The sequence below is a fragment of the Streptomyces sp. NBC_00400 genome (assembly GCF_036048035.1).
Classification (GTDB): Bacteria; Actinomycetota; Actinomycetes; order Streptomycetales; family Streptomycetaceae; genus Streptomyces.
On the sequence record NZ_CP107940.1, the window covers coordinates 7,841,434 to 7,859,003 of the forward strand.

The 17,570-nt window shown below is 69.0% G+C and carries 19 protein-coding genes and 1 pseudogene; 13 read left to right on the forward strand and 7 right to left on the reverse strand.

Annotated features, from left to right (window positions below; genetic code table 11):
* Window positions 1-448: 448 nt before the first annotated feature.
* Window positions 449-1,003, forward strand: a complete 555-nt coding sequence (locus OHS81_RS34360) for a GNAT family N-acetyltransferase (RefSeq protein ID WP_328389830.1) — start codon at window positions 449-451, stop codon at window positions 1,001-1,003.
* A 149-nt stretch (window positions 1,004-1,152) separates the two neighbouring features.
* Here the strand turns inward: OHS81_RS34360 and OHS81_RS34365 are convergent, their stop codons facing one another.
* Window positions 1,153-1,908 carry a dienelactone hydrolase family protein gene (locus OHS81_RS34365; RefSeq protein ID WP_328389832.1) on the reverse strand — a complete coding sequence of 252 codons (756 nt, stop codon included), beginning with the start codon at window positions 1,906-1,908 and terminating at the stop codon, window positions 1,153-1,155.
* Window positions 1,909-2,126: 218 nt separating this feature from the next.
* Between OHS81_RS34365 and OHS81_RS34370 the strand changes: the two genes are divergently transcribed.
* Entirely contained in the window at window positions 2,127-2,612 is a 486-nt protein-coding gene (locus OHS81_RS34370; RefSeq protein WP_328389834.1) for a hypothetical protein, read from the forward strand.
* A 92-nt stretch (window positions 2,613-2,704) separates the two neighbouring features.
* Here the strand turns inward: OHS81_RS34370 and OHS81_RS34375 are convergent, their stop codons facing one another.
* Complete coding sequence (locus OHS81_RS34375) at window positions 2,705-3,091, reverse strand: VOC family protein (protein ID WP_328389836.1); 387 nt, start codon at window positions 3,089-3,091, stop codon at window positions 2,705-2,707.
* 63 nt (window positions 3,092-3,154) lie between these two features.
* Between OHS81_RS34375 and OHS81_RS34380 the strand changes: the two genes are divergently transcribed.
* From OHS81_RS34380 to OHS81_RS34390, 3 genes are all read left to right on the forward strand, one after another.
* On the forward strand, window positions 3,155-4,144 hold the full coding sequence (locus OHS81_RS34380) for a helix-turn-helix transcriptional regulator (RefSeq protein ID WP_328389838.1): 990 nt from the start codon (window positions 3,155-3,157) through the stop codon (window positions 4,142-4,144).
* A gap of 281 nt (window positions 4,145-4,425) precedes the next feature.
* Window positions 4,426-5,724 (forward strand): GNAT family N-acetyltransferase, encoded by a 1,299-nt coding sequence (locus OHS81_RS34385; protein ID WP_328389840.1) that lies wholly within the window; start codon window positions 4,426-4,428, stop codon window positions 5,722-5,724.
* Window positions 5,725-5,960: 236 nt separating this feature from the next.
* On the forward strand, window positions 5,961-7,235 hold the full coding sequence (locus tag OHS81_RS34390; protein ID WP_328389842.1) for a hypothetical protein: 1,275 nt from the start codon (window positions 5,961-5,963) through the stop codon (window positions 7,233-7,235).
* 126 nt (window positions 7,236-7,361) lie between these two features.
* On the opposite strand, the gene OHS81_RS34395 is transcribed toward OHS81_RS34390, so the two are convergent.
* Complete coding sequence (locus OHS81_RS34395; protein ID WP_328391628.1) at window positions 7,362-8,153, reverse strand: SDR family NAD(P)-dependent oxidoreductase; 792 nt, start codon at window positions 8,151-8,153, stop codon at window positions 7,362-7,364.
* 301 nt (window positions 8,154-8,454) lie between these two features.
* Between OHS81_RS34395 and OHS81_RS34400 the strand changes: the two genes are divergently transcribed.
* Entirely contained in the window at window positions 8,455-8,715 is a 261-nt protein-coding gene (locus OHS81_RS34400; RefSeq protein ID WP_328391630.1) for a PIG-L family deacetylase, read from the forward strand.
* Window positions 8,716-8,973: 258 nt separating this feature from the next.
* Here OHS81_RS34400 and OHS81_RS34405 read toward each other — a convergent pair whose 3' ends face one another.
* Entirely contained in the window at window positions 8,974-10,440 is a 1,467-nt protein-coding gene (locus tag OHS81_RS34405) for an MFS transporter (RefSeq protein WP_443058808.1), read from the reverse strand.
* Between the two features lie 414 nt (window positions 10,441-10,854).
* Here OHS81_RS34405 and OHS81_RS34410 point away from each other — a divergent pair, with 414 nt between their 5' ends.
* A complete protein-coding gene (locus tag OHS81_RS34410; RefSeq protein WP_328389844.1) occupies window positions 10,855-11,355 on the forward strand; it encodes a GNAT family N-acetyltransferase in 501 nt (166 codons plus the stop codon).
* Window positions 11,356-11,407: 52 nt separating this feature from the next.
* Window positions 11,408-11,950: an FABP family protein gene (locus OHS81_RS34415; RefSeq protein ID WP_328389846.1), complete on the forward strand. Its 543-nt coding sequence runs from the start codon at window positions 11,408-11,410 to the stop codon at window positions 11,948-11,950.
* 51 nt (window positions 11,951-12,001) lie between these two features.
* Here the strand turns inward: OHS81_RS34415 and OHS81_RS34420 are convergent, their stop codons facing one another.
* Complete coding sequence (locus tag OHS81_RS34420) at window positions 12,002-12,433, reverse strand: ester cyclase (RefSeq protein WP_328389848.1); 432 nt, start codon at window positions 12,431-12,433, stop codon at window positions 12,002-12,004.
* An 89-nt stretch (window positions 12,434-12,522) separates the two neighbouring features.
* Here OHS81_RS34420 and OHS81_RS34425 point away from each other — a divergent pair, with 89 nt between their 5' ends.
* The 3 genes and pseudogenes from OHS81_RS34425 to OHS81_RS34435 all read left to right on the forward strand — a co-directional run.
* Window positions 12,523-13,176 carry a TetR/AcrR family transcriptional regulator C-terminal domain-containing protein gene (locus OHS81_RS34425; protein WP_328389850.1) on the forward strand — a complete coding sequence of 218 codons (654 nt, stop codon included), beginning with the start codon at window positions 12,523-12,525 and terminating at the stop codon, window positions 13,174-13,176.
* A gap of 737 nt (window positions 13,177-13,913) precedes the next feature.
* Window positions 13,914-14,957 (forward strand): glycosyltransferase, encoded by a 1,044-nt coding sequence (locus OHS81_RS34430; RefSeq protein ID WP_328389852.1) that lies wholly within the window; start codon window positions 13,914-13,916, stop codon window positions 14,955-14,957.
* Window positions 14,958-15,061: 104 nt separating this feature from the next.
* Window positions 15,062-15,625 (forward strand): annotated as a pseudogene (locus OHS81_RS34435) (helix-turn-helix domain-containing protein); the annotation flags it as partial.
* On the opposite strand, the gene OHS81_RS34440 reads toward OHS81_RS34435, so the two are convergent.
* Window positions 15,622-16,194, reverse strand: coding sequence for a helix-turn-helix domain-containing protein (locus OHS81_RS34440; protein ID WP_328389854.1), 573 nt, complete (start codon window positions 16,192-16,194; stop codon window positions 15,622-15,624). The pseudogene OHS81_RS34435 and the gene OHS81_RS34440 overlap by 4 nt on opposite strands.
* Window positions 16,195-16,345: 151 nt before the next feature.
* Here OHS81_RS34440 and OHS81_RS34445 point away from each other — a divergent pair, with 151 nt between their 5' ends.
* Entirely contained in the window at window positions 16,346-17,056 is a 711-nt protein-coding gene (locus OHS81_RS34445) for a FadR/GntR family transcriptional regulator (protein WP_328389856.1), read from the forward strand.
* A 25-nt stretch (window positions 17,057-17,081) separates the two neighbouring features.
* On the opposite strand, the gene OHS81_RS34450 is transcribed toward OHS81_RS34445, so the two are convergent.
* A complete protein-coding gene (locus OHS81_RS34450) occupies window positions 17,082-17,225 on the reverse strand; it encodes a hypothetical protein (protein WP_328389858.1) in 144 nt (47 codons plus the stop codon).
* Window positions 17,226-17,294: 69 nt separating this feature from the next.
* Between OHS81_RS34450 and OHS81_RS34455 the strand changes: the two genes are divergently transcribed.
* Entirely contained in the window at window positions 17,295-17,474 is a 180-nt protein-coding gene (locus OHS81_RS34455) for a hypothetical protein (protein ID WP_328389860.1), read from the forward strand.
* Window positions 17,475-17,570 lie beyond the last annotated feature (96 nt).

Genomic DNA, 17,570 nt, shown 5'->3' on the forward strand with positions numbered 1-17,570 from the left:
TAATTACCTGTCATATCGGATTTGGCGCCAGGTAGTGACGATAGGGCGTTATTACGCTATACCAGTGACATGCGCCGCACAGGCCGGATGCCTGAGAGCGGAGTTCAAGACTTTTACGGGGTGAGGGAACTGTGGATCGCGGGGGATTTTCTCAGTGGCCGGTCCGTGACATGGACCTGTTGTGCCTGGCCGGAGCGTCGGGCGCTGCTCTGCCCCGCAATCGGGCCGCGGCGGTCGACGGAATGACGGGGTAACTTCCACCGTACGGCGCAGAGTTCGCACGAGATCACGCACTTTCACACACGCCCGGACATGGCCTGCGCCGCGCCCGCCTCACGACCGGCGCATTCCCCGGAAGCCGGCCCGTCCGTTCCGCGGCGGCATCGCCTTTCACCTGACCTCACCTCGCCCGGTTCACTTGTGCATTCCCATGAGAAGGGACCCTGAAATGACCCCGATCCTGCGCACCGACCGACTGATTCTTGCGCCCTACCGGCCCGAGGACGAGGAGGTCTTCGTGGCGCTGCTCGGTGACGAAGAGGTCTGCCGCTGGATGGGCCAGGACCGCGTACCCGAAGAACAGATCCGGGCCATATTCCAAGCGATTCTCAACGAGATCTATGCCAAAAACATGTTCGATGTATGGGCTGTGTGGTCCGAGGGCGTCTATGTGGGCCACGCGGAGATCAAGAAGACCGGCAACGTCGACGGCTACGAGATGATCGCCGCACTGGTCAAGGAGAGCCGGGGAAGGGGGGTGGGCAATGAATTGGTACGCGGTCTGCTGCACTACGCCGCTGACACCCTGCAGCTCAACGAGGTCTACGGCATGGTGGGCGCCGAAAATGCCGCCAGTCTGGCGCTGGGCAAAAAGCTGGGATTCACCCATGTCCGCGACGTCGTCGCGGACGACGGCACGGTGACGAAGATGCTGGTCCTGCCCACCGGTAACAGCCGGAACCCCGGCCCCGGCGCAAGTCCGGCCGCCGTCCCGGTGGGCTGACCGGGACCTCCCCGTGCGCAGGGCCTGCACACGGACCGGACAAGACCGAGGCTGCCAGGCCGGCAGACCGGTAGACCGGCAGATCAGTAGACCGGCAGGCGATGGACCGGCAGGCCGATGGCTGTCCGGCCGCCGGCCCGCCCGTGGTGTCAGAGACAGCGCCCGAAGAGCTCCAGCATGCTGCGCCAGTGACGCGCGTCCGCCTCGGTGTTGTACGCGGCGGTGTCGGCCTGCGTGTAGCCGTGGTCGGCGCCTTCGTACAGCTCGCTGCGGTAGCGCACACCCGCGGTGTCCAGGGTCTGCTCCAGGCTCTTGATCTGGTCGGCCGGCATCGAATGATCGTGGTCGGCGTGGCCGAAGTACAACTCCGCCGTGATGCGGTCGGCGAGCCGGTGCGGACTGTCCTCGGCGTCGGTGACCAGGCGGCCGGCGTGGAAGGCGGCCGCGGCGCCGATGCGGTCGGGATGGGCCGCTGCGGTGCGGATGGCGAGGACTCCGCCCATGCAGTAACCGGTGGTGCCCATGGGGCCGTCAGTGACCTGAGGGGAAGCGGTCAGCCAGTCGAGGTAGGCTCCGGCGTCCCGCATCGCCAGGTCCGGAGTGAGGGCCTGCATCACCGGGAAGAGCTGCTCGAAGATCTCCGGCCGCTGCGAGGGGTCGATGAAGTCGGGCAGCTCCACCACCGGGGCGCGTCCGGCACGGTAGAAGAGGTGGGGTACCAGCACCGTGTAGCCGTGCCCGGCCAAACGCCTGGCCATCTCCTCCAGCGACGGCCGCAGTCCGAAGGCGTCCATGTACAGCAGGACACCGGGGTGCGGCTCGCCGTCGTCGGGGTGGGCGAGATAGGCATCGGCGATGCCGTCCGGAGTGGGGATGTCCAGGGGGCCACCGTGCACGCTCGTCATGTCCGCACCTTTCATCAGGTTCCGGGCGACCCGCGAGGCGCCGCCCGCCCGCCGGCCGGCACGCCGGCGGACTCCCCACAGTAGCCACCCGCGCGAAAAGGCGTCCCCTGACGAGACCGCAGGCCACACTTATCTGTCAGGAGCCCACCACAGACGCCCATCAAGTCTGTGCCCGCCCGCACAAGTCCCTTGCATTTCCCCTGTGTTGGAATCCAGGCATGGCCACTACCTCCCCCGACCCCGCGCCGCTGTCCCGGAACGAGCCCTTGAGCCGGCCGCGGGCCGAGGTCGAACGGCTATGTGACGAAGCGACGCGGCAGAAGGACCTGGCGCACCGCAGGGCTGAGTTCTGGGTCAAGGCCGATATCGCGCTGGGCTTTCCCGCGGCTCTCCTCGCCGGCGTCTCCGGAGCCGCGGGCCTGGCGTCGGCTGATGCCCGCGTACCAGCGGCGTTGGTGGCCCTTGCCGCGGCGGGGTGCGCGGCGGGCGCCGGCTTCCTCCGGAGCGACAGCAGGCGTCTGGCCAACAAACGCGCCCGGCAGGCATGGGCTCTCGTGGAGGCCGGAGCCCGCATGAAACTGGCACAGGACCGCGTACTCCCCGACGACCTCGCCGAGATCCTGAACAGCCGCCAAGCAGCGCTGGCCGCCTACGAAGGCGAAGATCCCCCACCCGGCCCGACACCGACGGCCACCCCGGGCTGAGGCTGCAGCACCGCCGGCCCTCGACCGAGCGGCGGCTCACCGCCGGGCCGGGTGCGCGGTCATGGCCACGGTCATGTGTATGCAGGTCGTGCTCAGACCAGGGTGGAGAGGCAGAACGGGTGGCCGGCGGGGTCCAGCAGGACTCGCCACCGCTCGGGGTCCGGCTGGAATGCGGGCTCGACGGCCCCCAGTGCGAGCATCCGGTCCCGGGCGGCGTCCAAGTCATCGACGCCCACTTCGATGTGGGCCTGCTTTTCCTGGGATGGGTCCGGCCAGGTGGGACGGCGGTAGTCGGAAAGCCGGTTGAACCCCAGACCGGCCCCGCCCTCCTGGCCGAGCAGGACGAAGTGGTCAGTGGAGAAGACGAGGGGCAGGCCAAGAGCCTCGCCGTAGAAGCGGGCCAGTTCGGCGGGGTCCGGGCAGTCGAAGGTGACGGCCGCATAGCGGAACGTGGGCGCGGAGGTGTGTGCCGTACTCATGGAGCAGACGCTATGGCGGGACCAGGACAACTTCCGTCCTGGTCATGTGGAACACTTCAGAATGTGATCAGCGCATCCGCCCGCCTGCTGCGATTGGTCTCCTTGTTGGCCGCCCGGCCGTCGTGGACCTGCGGTGAACTGGCCGACCGGATGGCAGTGACCGAACGCACGGTGCGGCGGGACATCGCCAAGCTCAGGGAACTCGGCTACGTCGTCGAGTCCGACCCCGGCCCGTGGGGCGGCTATCGCCTCCGGGCCGGCGCGCGGGTTCCCCCGCTGATCCTCGATGACGAAGAGGCGCTTGCCGTGGCCGTCGGGATGCGCGAGGCCGCGCTCAGCGGCACTCTCGGCGGCGATCAGGCCGCCCTGTCAGCCTTGCTGAAACTGCGTCAGGTTCTGCCGCGGCGGATCGCGGACCGGCTGGGCGAGATGGACGACACCTTCGTCCACACGCCCAGACCCGACGAACCGCAGATCCCGCCGGGCATGCTGCTGGAACTCGCGGCCGCTTGCCGCCGGGGCGAGCGCGCCCGACTGTCGTACCGCGACTGGGAGGGGAGAGCCACGGTCCGGGACGTCGACCCGTACCGCCTCGTCCACACCGAACGCCGGTGGTACTTCGTCGCCCGGGACGTTGCACAAGCCCAGTGGCGGACCTTCCGGGCCGACAGGGTCGACCGAGTACAGCCAACCGGGCAGCTGGTGGAACTCATCGACCCACCCGACCCGGCGCTGCTCGTGTCCCGCTCCGTCGCGACCGGCCCTTACCCGCTCCATGCGACGATCCGCCTCCCGATGCCCCTCAACCAAGCATTGAGGCTGATCCCGTCGTCCGTAGGTGCCCACCGTCCCGAAGGCCCCGACGCCACGGTCGTCGACATCGGCGGTCCCGACGCAGAAGGGCTCGCCGGATACCTCCTCAGCCTGGCGACACCCCTGCACGTCCTGTCGCCGGACGCGGTACGGCAAGCCCTGCTCCGCCGTATTCAGGAACTCTTCGAGCACAACGCGAACGGTCAGCCCGGACCGGATGGCGACGTTGCACGAGAGTGAGCGCCGAGCCCGGCGACCGGAACAACGCGCTACTGAACGGGCTACTGAACGGGCTACTGAACGGGCTGCGGAACGCCTGCGCAACGCGTACAGAACGCCCACGAAACGCGCTACCGATCGGAGCTGCACCGCCACCTGGCCTTCAGGGCACCGGCATCCCGCTCGGCCGGCTTCTTGAGGGTCAGCAACGGTCCGCAAGAGCACCGACCCCCAAAGCAGTTACCGGCACGGAAGGCCCCGAACCGATCACGCCGCAGCGCGATGTCCGCTAGAAAGTCGCGATGACCGATCCGAAGACCGACCCGATGACCGACCCGATGACCGACCCGATGTCTGATCCTTATACGCTCCGTGCCGTCACCGAGGACGAGTTCTCCGACTGGGCCAGAATGATCGCCGATACCTATGGCGTCGACCGGTCCGATGAGGAGATCGCCAACCAGCGTGCGGCAACCGCGTTGCCGCGCACCATCGCCGCGTTCGACGGGAACACCCCGGTGGGTGGCGCGTCTCTCTACCGTCGGCTGTTAACGGTTCCTGGGGCCACCATGCCGGTGGCAGGAGTCGCCACGGTCGGTGTGACTCCCACTCATCGGCGCCGAGGGATCCTGACCTCGATGATGCGGCGGCAGCTGACCGGTCTGCACGAGCACGGCGCAGAGCCGATCGCCGTGCTGCGTCCCGCCGAGGCCGCGGTCTACGGCCGCTTCGGCTACGGGCCCGCCACGCAGGGGAACCAGCTGCGCTGCGACAAGCGCGGGATGATTTTCCGTCCCGGGACGGACTTCGGCCACGGAATGGTCCGGCTGATGGACCGGGCTCAGGCTCGCCCTCTTGTAGAAGAGATCTACGACCAGGTCCGGGGCAGCTCGGTCGGCTGGCCCGACAGGGGTGCCCCTCACTGGAAGGTCCGGCTGTTCGACGAGCCGCATGCGCGCGGGGGCACAACCGCGCTGCGCTTCGCCGTACATCAGGAGCCGGACGGCCGGTCCACCGGATACGCCCTGTACCGGCACGAGAGCGCGCGCGATGCCGTGGGCAACGACAGCAGCGCAGTGCAGGTCGTGGAGCTGGCGGCAGCTTCACGCCAGGCGTATGCCGCGCTGTGGCGCTATCTGGCGGGGATCGACCTGGTGCCGTGGATCGCATACGAAGGCGCAGTCGACGAACCGCTCCCGCATCTGCTGACGGATCCACGCGCGGCACGCTCCGCCGTGGTGGACCGGTTGTGGGTGCGGCTGGTCGATGTGGACCGGGCGCTGACGGGACGCCGGTATTCAGCTCCACTGGACTTGGTCCTCGACCTTGAGGACGCATTCTGCCCGTGGAATACCGGCCGCTACCGCCTGCAGACTGCTGAGCACGGGGTGACCTGCGAGCGTACGAAGGCCCTCGCCGATCTGCGGATGAGTGCAACCGAGCTGGGTGCGGCCTTCCTCGGGGGCACGACGCTGGCATCGCTTGCGGCCGCCGGCCTGGTCCAGGAATTGCGGCCGGGCGCGCTGGCCCTCGCCGACCTCGCTTTCCGCGGCAGCCGGCAGCCGTTCTACCCCGGCGGCTGGGCGTTCCCCCTCTACTGAGTGCGGAGTGCGGCCTTGCGCTCTTGGCGGCGGTTCCGGCAGGGGGAGCAGAGTCCGTGCTCTGACTCCGATGAACTACGTTGATCATGCACGGACCGGCGCCGGAGCGTCGCATGCAGGATAAAGCTGCCTGTCGGCAAGGGCAGTTCAGCGGCCTCCGCCCGGCCGGCGCGCCACGGGCGGCGCCGGTGGGAGAAGACGGCCGGCAACGACGTCACCAGAATCGGAGAACAGCAATGCGGTACGAGTCGTCCGCGCAGCCTGACACGCGCGGTACGCCGTCGCTCGCGGGGCCGACCTCGCGTCGCCGGCTGCTGGGAGTGTCCGGCGCGGCCCTCCTCACAGCGGCGTGCAATCCCAAGGGGAGCAAGCAGGCGGGGGGCGAGGGGAGTGTGCAGCCGGATGCGAAGAGCGGCGGCGCGCCCACCGGCGAGGCGCCGAACGGGGCACTCGGGGTGAACTTCAACGAGGATCCCTCCGACATGAATTTCTCCCAGGTGAGGGCCCTTTCGGCGAAGTGGGTGCGCGGCTTCGTCCCGATGACGGACGACCTCGACACGCACGCCCCGGCCCAGCAGCGGTCCATCGCCAGGCTGCTCGACGCGAGCGGGAACGACTTCCGGACGATCCTCTCCCTGAAGTTCCCCTTCCTGACTCTCGGGCAGTCGCTTCCCAAGGCGGGCAGCAAGGAGATGGCAGCGCAGCTCAAGCGCGTGGACCGGGTGCTGGACGCTGTCATGGGGAAGATGGACATCCTCACCATCGGCAACGAGCCCTTCCTCGAGACCATGAAGGACGAGCGCGACGCGCGCCTCAATGCGTTCTACGAGCACGTCGCCGAGCACGTCATCGACTACCGCAGGAAGAACTTCCCGCGCGGCGGCAGGACGCGCCTGTACATGGGAGCTCTCAATCGCCTCGACGAGAAGGACGGGCGCACGCCGGCCACCGAGCGGTGGGTCCGCTTCGTCAACAGGAAGCCGGAGCTCGAAGGCCTCGACATCCATCCGCACGTCGACTCCCTGCAGGCGGCCGGCAGGTACGTCCAGTACGTCGTGTCCCGCCTGGACAAGGGCAAGAAGTTCCTCGCCACGGAGTTCTCCCTGGTGCAGCTCTGGGAAGACCACATGGGCGACAAGATCCCGGCGGCCTACGCGGAGAAGTACAACGTGCCCCCGGAAACCCGCGTGTGGCAGGTGATCGGCAACGCGATCGAGAAGCCCTTCCCCCAGAAGAGGTGGGACGACTTCCTCGCGATGAGTCCGTGGTTCGCCTCCCACAAGGACTATCTGACACAGCAGATGCAGATGTTCCGGGAGACCGGGAAGCTCGCGGTGGCCACCTACGGGGTGGTGCAGATCGAATCCATGCAGACGGGCTGGGACGCTCACAAGAAGCCGTGGATCCTCAACCCCCTGTACGCGAACCGCACCGTCCGGAAGGACAACGGAAGGGCCGGGCGGACCACCGTCTGGTTCGACTCGTTCCGGGCCCTGCAGGATTCCCAATGAAACGACGTTCAAGACGCGACTGAATCCGCATGGCTCACCATGGCCACGGCAACACGTCGAGGCAGGGCATGCCGCGCCCGGGGGAAGCCGGGCGCGGCGGTCGGCCGTAGCTGCCGGCCGTGACGTTCAGCGCTGGTGGCGCTGGGCCTGGGCGATCTGCCGGACGAGAGAGGCGGGCGAAGCCCTGCGCTGGGCGGCAGCGGCCAGGGTGGGGAAGAGCCCGCCGAGGGCGCTGCCCAGGCGGAGTTCGAGGGGTGCGACATTGACCTCGGCACGGTTGCGTTCGATCGCCCTGAGCGCGCCGGCCGCGACCTGTTCGGGGCTGACGGTACGTATGCCGGCGGGTGGCGTGGCGCCGGTGTCGGCGAACATCCCCGCATCACGGACGAAGCCCGGTTGTACGAGTGACACGCCCACCCCCGTGCCGTGCAGATCCTGGCGCAAGGCGTGGGCGAAGCCGCGCAGACCGAACTTCGCGGCGCTGTAGAGCGAGGTGGAAGGGGAGGACGTCCGGCCCGATATCGAGCCGATCATGACCAGATGGCCGCGGCCGGCAGCCACCATGTGCGGCGCCAGGAGCCGGGCCAGCAGGAGCGGTGCGCGCAGGTTCACATCCAGCGACCGGTCGATCTGGCGGGGTGTGTAGTCCAGCAGGGGGCCGCTGGAGGGCAGGGCGGCATTGGCGACCAAGATGTCGACGGGCCCGGCCCGTTCGGCGAGGTCTTCGACCGCCTCGCGGTCGCTCAGATCCGCGACCAGAGGCCGGGCACCCAAAGACATTTCGAGTTGCCTGAGCGCATCGGCGCGCCGGCCGGTGACCACCAGGTGGGCACCGCTGGCCGCGAGCGTCCGGGCCAGCGCATTGCCGATGCCTCCGCTGGCGCCGGTCAGCAGAACGGTCGAGCCCTTGATGTTCAGCACGTTGTCCTCCGTCGCTGTTCGTTCGAACGAACAGTAACGGAGGGCGGAGGGATCCGCGAGGCCCGACGGCCACCGGCACCAGTACCGACGACCTTGTCGATGCGCTGCTCCTGCTCGCGGGGCTCCGGCACGGACGACGTGAGCGGTACGAGCGGGCTTTCCGTACGGGAGCGAGGTCCGTGGCCCGTTGCCCGTGGCCCGTGGGGCATGGGCATGGACAGCTGGGGGCTGTCCGGCGATCACGTGATAAGTGACCACTGACGGATGGCCAGTGGTTCAGGATGGACCCATGGCAACCATGGTGGCTTTCCCCGCGCACCCCGACGACGAGGTACTGCATCTCGGGGGCAGGCTTGCGCGCGCCGCCGCCCACGGCCATCGCACGGTGATAGTGGTCGCCACTGACGGCCTGATGGATGCCGTCCCCAAGGGCCGCACAAAAGCAAGCGGCCCTTGCCGCCCACCGCTCCCAGCTCACCGGACCCGGCCGGGGCTCCCCGGTCTTCAGGGCGCTGGTCCGGCTTCCGTCCCCTGCCTTCGGGGTGCTGCTCGGCCGTGAGTGGTTCGTCGAGGCTGCTGCTGCGCCCACTCCCCGGGTAACCGCCGATATCTTCCAGCCGGTCTCTTGGCTCAGGTCACCTCCCCGGGCGACGGACGGATCACACCCGGAGCCACGATCGGATCGCTGCGACAGTGACGGTGCCATGGAAGACAGGCTCGGCCACGTCGCTTCCCGGGTTCGGAGTGATCCCCGCCGCAACTGCGACTTCCCAGACGACGTCCACGAAGTGCTGAGGCCGGCCCGCGGTGCCCTCACCTACCGGCGCATCCGGGCACGCCGTTTGCTCCTCTGGGACCTTCCGGGCTTCGCCGGTACGCACCGCCACGCGAGGCCTGCGGCGGTCAGGTAGGCGAGCGCGCCGATGGTCATGCTCAGGCGCGTTCCCGCGTTGTAGTCGGCGGCGGTGGCGAGCAAGGTGCCGCCCAGTGCCACGCCGGTGGCGCTGCCGATCTGGCGGGTGGTGTTGAACAACGCGGAGGCGGTTCCCGAGTACGCCTCGGGCGCGGCGCCCATCACGGTGGAGGTCGAGCCGGTGAGGGCGAAAGAGGTGCCGAAGCCCGCGGCCATCATCGGGAGCACCAGCAGCGGGTACGCCGGGGCGGCTCCCGCCGCGGCCCAGCCCGCCAGCCCCAGGGCAGCCAGGAGCATGCCACAGACCACCAGCGGGCGATCGCCGGTGGTGCGGGTCAGCCGCCCGGACAGGACGGAGGCGAACATGGTCATCGCCACCGCCGGGAAGAGGGCCGCCCCGGTGCCGAGGGCGCTGTAGCCGCGCTGGTGCTGGAAGTCCAGGCTGGCGGTGAACACCATGCCGTAGAAGCCGAAGTTGAACAGCAGGCCGATCATGGCTCCGCCGCGCATCGCACGTGACCGCAACAGGCGCGGCGGCAGGGCGGGAGACCGGGCCAGCCGCTCGCGCGTCACCAGTGCCGCGACCGCCGTGGCGGACAGGCCCAGCCCCGCGAGGACGGCCGGATCGGACCAGCCGCGACGTCCGGCCTCGTTGAGGGCCGCCGTCAGCAGTGCCACCGCCGCCACGACCAGGCATTGCGCCGGCCAGTCCAGGACCCGGCCGGCGCGCCGCGGCGAGGGCGCCACCTGCCGCAGCGTCAGTACCAGACAGGCCACGCCGACCGGCAAATTGATGAGGAACACCCATCGCCAGCCCACCGTGGAGACCAGCAGTCCGCCCAGCAGCGGCCCGGCGGACGCCGCGATACCCGCCATCGAACCCCACAGCCCGAAGGCCCGTGAGCGTGCGGCGGCTGCCGGGTAGGACTGCTGGAGCAGAGCCAGCGAACCAGGCACGATCAGCGCCGCGCCGAGTCCTTCCACCAGCCGGGCGACAATCAGGAACGGGGCGCTCGGCGCGAGCGCGCACGCGGCCGAGGACGCGGTGAACACGACCACGCCCGTGCAGAAGATGCGACGGTTCCCCAGCCGGTCGCCCAGCGCCCCGCCGGTCAGCAGAAACCCGGCGAAGACCAGGGTGTACCCGTCGGTGATCCACTGAATGCCGGTGAGCGAGGCCGACAGCTCCCGGCCCACCACCGGCACGGCGACGTTGATGATCGTCACGTCCAGGATCACCATGAAATACCCGGCGCACACCGCCAGCAGCGGCGCCAAGGACTGCCGCCCGGACTCCGGGGCCCGCTCCGGAGCAGGTACGGACCCGCCGTTGTCGGCTGCCGCCGCGCACATCATGTCGACCTCCTCCATCCATCCCGCCTGTGGGGGAATTGCCCGAGACGAACCGTAAGGTGCGCAGGGCGCATCGTGCGGGATCCGGGCTGACGCGGACGGTTTACGGCCGGGAACGCGGGCAGCGGTGCGGCGCCGGAGAACGCCCGCCTGTCGAAGGCGCTCTACGAGGCCGCGACCGCCTGACGCCGTGCGCTGTGAGGGGACGGACGACACCCCGGGGCCCGTCCGGCGGATCAGATCGATGCGCATCAGGTCAATGCACATCAGGTCAATGCACATCAGGCCAGTGCACCTGGACCGGGCGATCGGCTGCGGCTAGGGTCCGCCGATGCCCTCGACTGTCCCGTCACTGCCGCCCGGTTACCGCGGGCGCCCCCGACATCTTCCGGGGCCGTCGCACTGTTGCGCTCGCGCGGGTACGAGCCGCTGGTGACGGCCTGGCTGCTGGAGCTCGCCAGGCCGGCCGAGCCCTCGGTGCCCCAGCCGCCGGCGGGCGTGGTGGTGCGGCCCTTCCGCGTCGGCGACGGACCCGCCGCGCACGTCCTCGTCCAGGACGCGTTCGACGACTGGCAGGAGCGGCGGCAGGCGTACGAGGAGTGGGCCACTCACACAGTCGAGCGAGCCGTGTTCGCTCCGGCACAGTCGACCCTGGCACTCGCTGACGGCCAACTGGTGGGTGCCGCTCTGGCGTTGGACGTACCCGGCTCAGGCGAGGGCTCCATCGAGCAGGTCGCCGTCCGCCACGACCACCGCGGCCGAGGCATCGCCCGGCTCCTGCTACGCCACACGTTCCGCGGCTTCCACCGGGCGGGCCGGCGCTGCTGCACCCTGTGGACACACTCGGACACCGGCGCGCTCGACCTGTATCAACGGGTGGGCATGACGATCCGGCACAGCTCCACGGTCTTCCGCAAAGACCTGCGTGCCTAGCTAGGCTGCCCCCGTCACCAGCCTCGACAGCCTCGGCCCAGGAGCGCTCCTCATGTTCGACCACGCCCAGAAGCCCCCGTACTCCGACGCCCTTCGACCGGACGAAGCACCTGCGCCGCACGCCCTGCTCGCGCCGGTGCTCGGGCTCCTGGGCACCTGGGCCGGTCGGGGCCGCGGCGAGTACCCGACGCTCGACGAGCAGTTCACCTACGCGCAGGAAGTCACCTTCAGCCATGACGGGCGCCCCTTCCTCCATTACGAGGCACGCGCCTGGCTGCTCGACGCGGACGGCGCCCCGCTGCGCCCGTCGGCCAGGGAGAGCGGCTGGTGGCGGCTGCAGCCCGAGGGGCGGGTGGAGGCATTGATCACCCAGCCCACCGGCATCGCGGAGATCTCGGTCGGCCGCGCCGCCGACAGCACGGTCGACCTCTCCACCCACGAGGTGGCTCGCACCCCCACCGCCAAGGAGGTCACCGCCACCCGCCGCCGCTACACCCTCACCGACGAGGACGCCCTCACCTTCGTCCACGACCTCGCGGCGGTCGGTCAGCCCCTGCAGCACCACCTTTCCGCTCAGCTTCGACGCCGGGGCTGACTCCGGTCACGCCGTTGCCGCAGGCTCCTCCCGCATCGACTGTGCGGTCGGTCAACCGGCAGTCGGCCAGTCCCACCCCAACTGCAGGAAGAGGCCGAGCCGGTCGGATACACCGCGGATCTCGTTGATCCGGCCGGCGGTGACGGTGAAGACGAAGATCGCCTCGTTCTCGAAGCTGCGGCCGGTCGGCACCGGCATCCGGGGATGACCACCGGAGCTGACGCCGCTCTGGGTGATCCGGGCGACGACCTTGTCGCCCTCGGCGATCAGCTCGTCGATCCGTGCATGGTAGGGCGCCAGCGCCGAGAGCTGGGTGGCGATGGCTGCGAAGGCCGCGCCGGGCTCATCCGGTTCACCGTGGATGACCTTGTTGTGGTCCACCACGTCCGCCGCCAGGTAGTCGCCCAGGTCGGCCAAGCGGACGTGGTTGAGTGCGGTGAAGAAGTCCGTGACGAGCTGCTTGTTCTCGTTGGTGGTGACCATGCCCCCTCCCTTTCTCTTACGTCGTAAGGTTTCGGCTGTGCGCTACTCTTGCCTTACGGCGTAAGAAAGTCAATGGGAGCTGCCGGCGAATGGGAACGACCAGCAAGCGGGTGGGGCTCACGCGCGCCAAGGTGCTGCGCGCGGCTCTGGAAGCCGCGGACCGGGACGGCGTCGAAAAGCTGTCCATGCGCCGCCTGGGCGCCGAGCTCGGCGTCGAGGCGATGACCCTCTACCACTACCTGCCCAACAAAGCCGCCCTGCTTGACGGCCTGGTCGAGCTGGTGGTCTCGGCCGTGCGTCCCTCCTTCGAGGGGCCGGCGGAGGAATGGCCACTTCGCCTGAAGGAGTTTGCCGTCGCCTTCCGGTCTGAACTGCTCCGGCATACGGGAGTGATCGCGCTGGTCGCCACGCGCCCCGTCCGATCTCCCGTAGCTCTCCGGGCAGTTGAGGACACGGCCGCAGCGCTGGGGCGCGCCGGGATCGCGCCTGTCGAGGCACTGCGGGTCGTCAACTCCGTCACCACACTGGTGATCGGGCACTGCCTTGCCGAAGCAGCTGACACCCCCGGGCACCCTGAGCGGCCCACCGACGATGCCCTCGACCTCGCCGAGTTCCCCACACTGTCCGAAGCGGTCGCCGGCGGACTCGGCACGCCGGCCGACCACCAGGCCCGCTTCGACCTCGCACTGGACGCCCTGCTGGCCGGCCTCCGGGACGCCATTGCCACGACGACACAGAAGTAGGCGGCAGCGGCCGGCGCCCCCTCCGGTGCGAGCGCAAAAGACCAGGCGCGGGCCCGACGGTGGGCGCCCGAGACTGTTCCCATGACCACAGACTTCCACGTGCGTCCGGCCCGGGCCGCTGACGCACTCGTTCTGGCGCGGCTGCGCTGGGCGTTCAAACAAGAGGACCATGAAGGGCCCCTTCGGCTGAGGTGCACTCCTCACGCAGGCTGAGCAATGGATCCGGGAGCGGCTCGAGGGCGGGCGATGGCCGGCCCGGATGGTCGACACGTCTGTCCGGCTTCCTGCCCTCCACCGATCTCCTCGAAGCCCAGTGATTCGAGGGGACGAGCCGCCGGCGTGCCGGCGGCGGTCAGGGGCGGATGCTGTGGCCCCAGCGTTCCTTTTCAGCGTTCCAGGTGACGCATATATCTGCTGGTCACGGCTGGTTCGGACGTTCCCGTATCCTGGACATCCCGTTGCTGGTGGCGGTGGGACGGATCATGCCGCAGGCTCGAGCCGCCTCGGCAGCGACCAGCCGGACCGTCGGGGCACACGTCACAGCGCAGCCCGGCCGAAGCGGCCGAAGGCTGCTGTCCCACCCGGGCGTTGACCCGATGAAAAGAGCTTGGAGTGCCCTGGTGGCCTTACGGATAGCGATCACCGCCGAACCGATACCTTCACACGTGTCCGCGCTGGACTACGTCATCTGCCCTGCCCTTGAGCAGGGCCACCAGGTCACGCTCCACGCTCCCCTCATGTTCCGCCGCGAAGCCCGGCGACGCGGGGTGGAGTTCTATGCCGCCGGTACGAACTGGACGTGCGATCCCGGCGTCCAGCAGGCGGCGAGCGAGGTCTGGCAGAGGTACGGAAACGCCCCCTTCAACCGGTACGTCTTCGGTCACCTCTGGCCCGAACAGGCCGAGGCGAAGGCTCATGACCTGCTCACCGCGTGGACACAGGAGCAGCCCGATCTGGTGATCGCCGAGTGCAGCGACCTCGGCGCGCACCTCGCGGCCAGGGCCTTGCAACTGCCCCTGCTCGCAGCGGACAACGGCCTCGGGCCGGTGCTCCTGAATCTCTGGGACACCCACATCGCGCCTGCGCTGCTTTCCCTCTGCAAGCAGTACGAGCAAAACACCCCCGCGCTCCCCCCGATGCTCACCCCCGCGCCGGTCCACTGGTTCTACGAGACGCCCCCGCCCTCGGCGCGCGCGGTCCGACGCACCGTCGCGGACTTCCGCACCGTCCTCCCGGAGTGTCCGGCCCCCTCCTTCCGCCCGTCGCGCCCGCTCGTTTACGTGAGCCTCGGTACCCTGACCACCGCGATGTCCGGCCTGCGTAGGACCGTCGAGAACGTATACCGGGAGATCATGGCCGCACTCCGCGCAATCGACTGCGACGCGATCGTGTCCGCGGGAGACCTCGCGCAGCACCTGCCGAGCGCGAGCCCTCACATCACGGTCGTCGAGCATGCCCCGCAGCCGGCGCTCCTGCACCGGGCCGACCTGTTCGTGACGCACGGAGGCCGGGCGTCCCTGCTCGACGCGGTGCAGGGGGCAACGCCCGTTCTGGGCCTGGGTGTTCTCGCGGATCAGCCCGCCAACGCCGCCGCGTTCTCCCGCAGCGGCCTGGGTCGCGCGCTGGACATCACGGCGAGACGTGACGAGATCGCCGATGCCCTGACGGTGCTCCTGGGCGCCCCGCGCTACGGCGCCGCCATGAGCGCGGCCGGTGCCGAGCTGTCTCAGCTACCGCCCCTGGACCTCACGGAAATACGGGACAGCCTCTTAGTGACCTGAGTCGGAGATTCGTCGTTGGTTGGGTATGAGTCGTCCGGGTCCGAAGATTCCGCCGTTGTCGGTCACTGATGCCCAACGGACCGAGCTGGAAGGCTGGGTGGGGTCTGGACGGCCTGTCCGACGAGCCGCGGCCCGGCGTCCCGCGGAAGATCACCGACGCAGACGTCGAGCGTGTCATCGTCAAGACGCTCGAGGAGAAACCGAAGAACGCCACCCACTGGTCGACCAGGTCCATGGCGGCGGCCACGGGCATGTCCCAGTCCGCCGTCTCGCGGATCTGGCGGGCGTTCGCCCTGGCCCCGCACCGGTCGCAGACGTTCAAGCTCTCCACCGACCCTCTGTTCATCGACAAGGTCCGTGACAACTACGTCACCCACAAGACGCCCGCCGTCAAGAAGTGGCTGCTGGCACATCCCCGCTTCCACCTGCACTTCACACCCACGAGTTCGTCCTGGCTGAACCTGGTGGAGCGATGGTTCGCCGAGGTCACGCAGAAGAAACTCAAGCGCGGTGTTCACCGTTCCGTCCAGGCCCTCGAACGCGACGTCCGCAGCTGGCTCACCGACTGGAACGAACACCCCAGGCCCTTCGCCTGGACGAAGACCGCCGACGAGATCCTCGACAAAGTCGCCGCCTACTGCCGACGAATCTCCGACTCAGGTCACTAGGCCGTTTCGTTTGGATCATCTGAGCGTTGGCCCAGGTGTGCTGTTGTCTGACGCGCAGTGGGCGCGGATCGAGCTGATTCCGTCCCGCGGGCAGACCGGCCGGCGGTCGGACGTCGCAGGCGCCACCGGTTCCGGGCGCGGTGGTACCGCTGAACCTTCCGTGTGGGACCGCTGATGGGGGTGGGTGGCCGCTGGGAGGCCGGCAGACGGTTGAGACCCACCTTTTTCAGAATGCGCCACACGCCGGACGAGCTGACCTTGACGTCGTGGTGCCGCTCCAGATGCATCGCGATCTTGGACGGCCCGAAGTGGTACTGCTGACGCAGCCACAAGATCTTCTCCACGACGTCTGCCTGGGTGGCATGCGGCGTGTGGTGCGGTGCGCTCGAGCGGTCCTTCAACCCCTCCAGACCCTCAGCCTCGTAGCGCCGCAGCCATATGCAGTAGCACTGACGGCTGATGCCGTAGAAGCGGCACGTGGCGGCCACACTGCCACTCACCTCTTCCACATGGCGCAGCACCGCCAGCCGGTGCCTCACACGCCTTGATAGATCGCGTTCGGTCATCATGCAGGTCTCTTGGATACGAGAGCCCCACCTGTCAATAGCGTCCGTCAGTTTTAGAGACCGGATCCACCATCTCAAAGCGCAAGGGCCGGGGCCAGCCAAGAGTACGGACATGTGATGTTCAAATGTCTGACCTCTGCGGTACGCTATCTCCATGGAACGCATCAGCACACCGCGGAGGACGGCAAGCCTGTCCTCGCAGCTCGTGGACAGCCTCCGCTCGCACATCGAAGCAGGGGGATGGCCCGTGGGAACTAGAATCCCACCGGAGCAGGCCCTCATCGAGGAGCTCGGGGTCGGTCGCAGCACGCTGCGGGAGGCACTCGGCGCGCTCGTGCACCTGGGCCTGCTGGAAGCCCGGGTCGGGGACGGCACCTACGTCCGCGCGTCGAGTGAGCTCCAGTCGGTCATGGTGCGGCGAGCGAGTTCCGCGCAGCGGGACAACGTTCTCGAACTGCGCACCGTCCTCGAGCAGTACGCCTCGGGGGCCGCCGCCCTGCGTCGTAGCGAGGACCAACTGCACCAACTGAATGAGCTATTGGCTGACGCCGACGCGGCCTGCGCCGGTGAGGACATGTCCGCGGCCAGGAGTGTCGACGCCCTGTTCCATCGGGCCGTCGTCCGGGCGAGCGGAAACGACCTCCTGATCGAGGTGTACGACTACCTCGGTACGGCTCTCAGTTCCTCCCTGGGGGGCCTGCCCTGGGATGCCGCCGGCGCCGAAGAGCATGCCGGCCTGCACAGGCGACTCGTCGACGCGATCGAGGCTCGGGACGAGAGCGGCGCCCGCGACGCGGCGGCTGCGATCGTCCGGCTCACCGGCGACCACGAGGCCGAGGCACCACGAGTGGTGGAGGGACAGTGAGCACGGAGCTACCTTCGATATCCCGTCAGCGCTCCACCTCCGGGCCGTCGGCCGCCGGCAACAGCCGGCCGGCCGTGTCCATCGGGCTCGCCTTCGCGATCTGCTCGTAGCGGCGAACCTGCGTACCGGTCTCACCGGTGTCGGTACGCTGCTGCCGGCGATCGAGCACGACAGCGGCCTGACATCGAGCTGAGCCTTGTCCTCGCGCTGACCTTTCAGAGCGAACACGCCGGCAGGCATGGCGCAGTCCATCGGCTACCTCATAGCGGCGGCCGGGCCCCTCCTCCTCGGCATCCTGCACGACACCACGAACAGCTGGGCGCTTCCGCTCATGGTCCTGGTTGTCCTCGGCTTTGCCATGGCAGGCGCCGGATACGGCGCGGGGCGGAACTGCCAAGTGCGCTGTTCCGCCCCTTGATAAGCGTGCACTGCCTGGGCGGCTGCAGGACCGTCGGCAGCCGCTCGCCAACCAGCGACAGACTGCGCTGCTCGGCGGGTTCAGCGTTCCACTGCG

Bases quoted from the DNA above. Each gene is read 5' to 3' on its own strand.
- OHS81_RS34360 (WP_328389830.1), top strand. From the start codon at position 449: ATGACCCCGATCCTGCGCACCGACCGACTGATTCTTGCGCCCTACCGG.
- OHS81_RS34365 (WP_328389832.1), bottom strand. From the start codon at position 1,908: ATGACGAGCGTGCACGGTGGCCCCCTGGACATCCCCACTCCGGACGGC.
- OHS81_RS34370 (WP_328389834.1), top strand. From the start codon at position 2,127: ATGGCCACTACCTCCCCCGACCCCGCGCCGCTGTCCCGGAACGAGCCC.
- OHS81_RS34375 (WP_328389836.1), bottom strand. From the start codon at position 3,091: ATGAGTACGGCACACACCTCCGCGCCCACGTTCCGCTATGCGGCCGTC.
- OHS81_RS34385 (WP_328389840.1), top strand. From the start codon at position 4,426: ATGACCGATCCGAAGACCGACCCGATGACCGACCCGATGACCGACCCG.
- OHS81_RS34390 (WP_328389842.1), top strand. From the start codon at position 5,961: ATGCGGTACGAGTCGTCCGCGCAGCCTGACACGCGCGGTACGCCGTCG.
- OHS81_RS34400 (WP_328391630.1), top strand. From the start codon at position 8,455: ATGGTGGCTTTCCCCGCGCACCCCGACGACGAGGTACTGCATCTCGGG.
- OHS81_RS34405 (WP_443058808.1), bottom strand. From the start codon at position 10,440: ATGGAGGAGGTCGACATGATGTGCGCGGCGGCAGCCGACAACGGCGGG.
- OHS81_RS34415 (WP_328389846.1), top strand. From the start codon at position 11,408: ATGTTCGACCACGCCCAGAAGCCCCCGTACTCCGACGCCCTTCGACCG.
- OHS81_RS34420 (WP_328389848.1), bottom strand. From the start codon at position 12,433: ATGGTCACCACCAACGAGAACAAGCAGCTCGTCACGGACTTCTTCACC.
- OHS81_RS34425 (WP_328389850.1), top strand. From the start codon at position 12,523: ATGGGAACGACCAGCAAGCGGGTGGGGCTCACGCGCGCCAAGGTGCTG.
- OHS81_RS34430 (WP_328389852.1), top strand. From the start codon at position 13,914: ATGTTCCGCCGCGAAGCCCGGCGACGCGGGGTGGAGTTCTATGCCGCC.
- OHS81_RS34440 (WP_328389854.1), bottom strand. From the start codon at position 16,194: ATGATGACCGAACGCGATCTATCAAGGCGTGTGAGGCACCGGCTGGCG.
- OHS81_RS34445 (WP_328389856.1), top strand. From the start codon at position 16,346: ATGGAACGCATCAGCACACCGCGGAGGACGGCAAGCCTGTCCTCGCAG.
- OHS81_RS34455 (WP_328389860.1), top strand. From the start codon at position 17,295: ATGGCGCAGTCCATCGGCTACCTCATAGCGGCGGCCGGGCCCCTCCTC.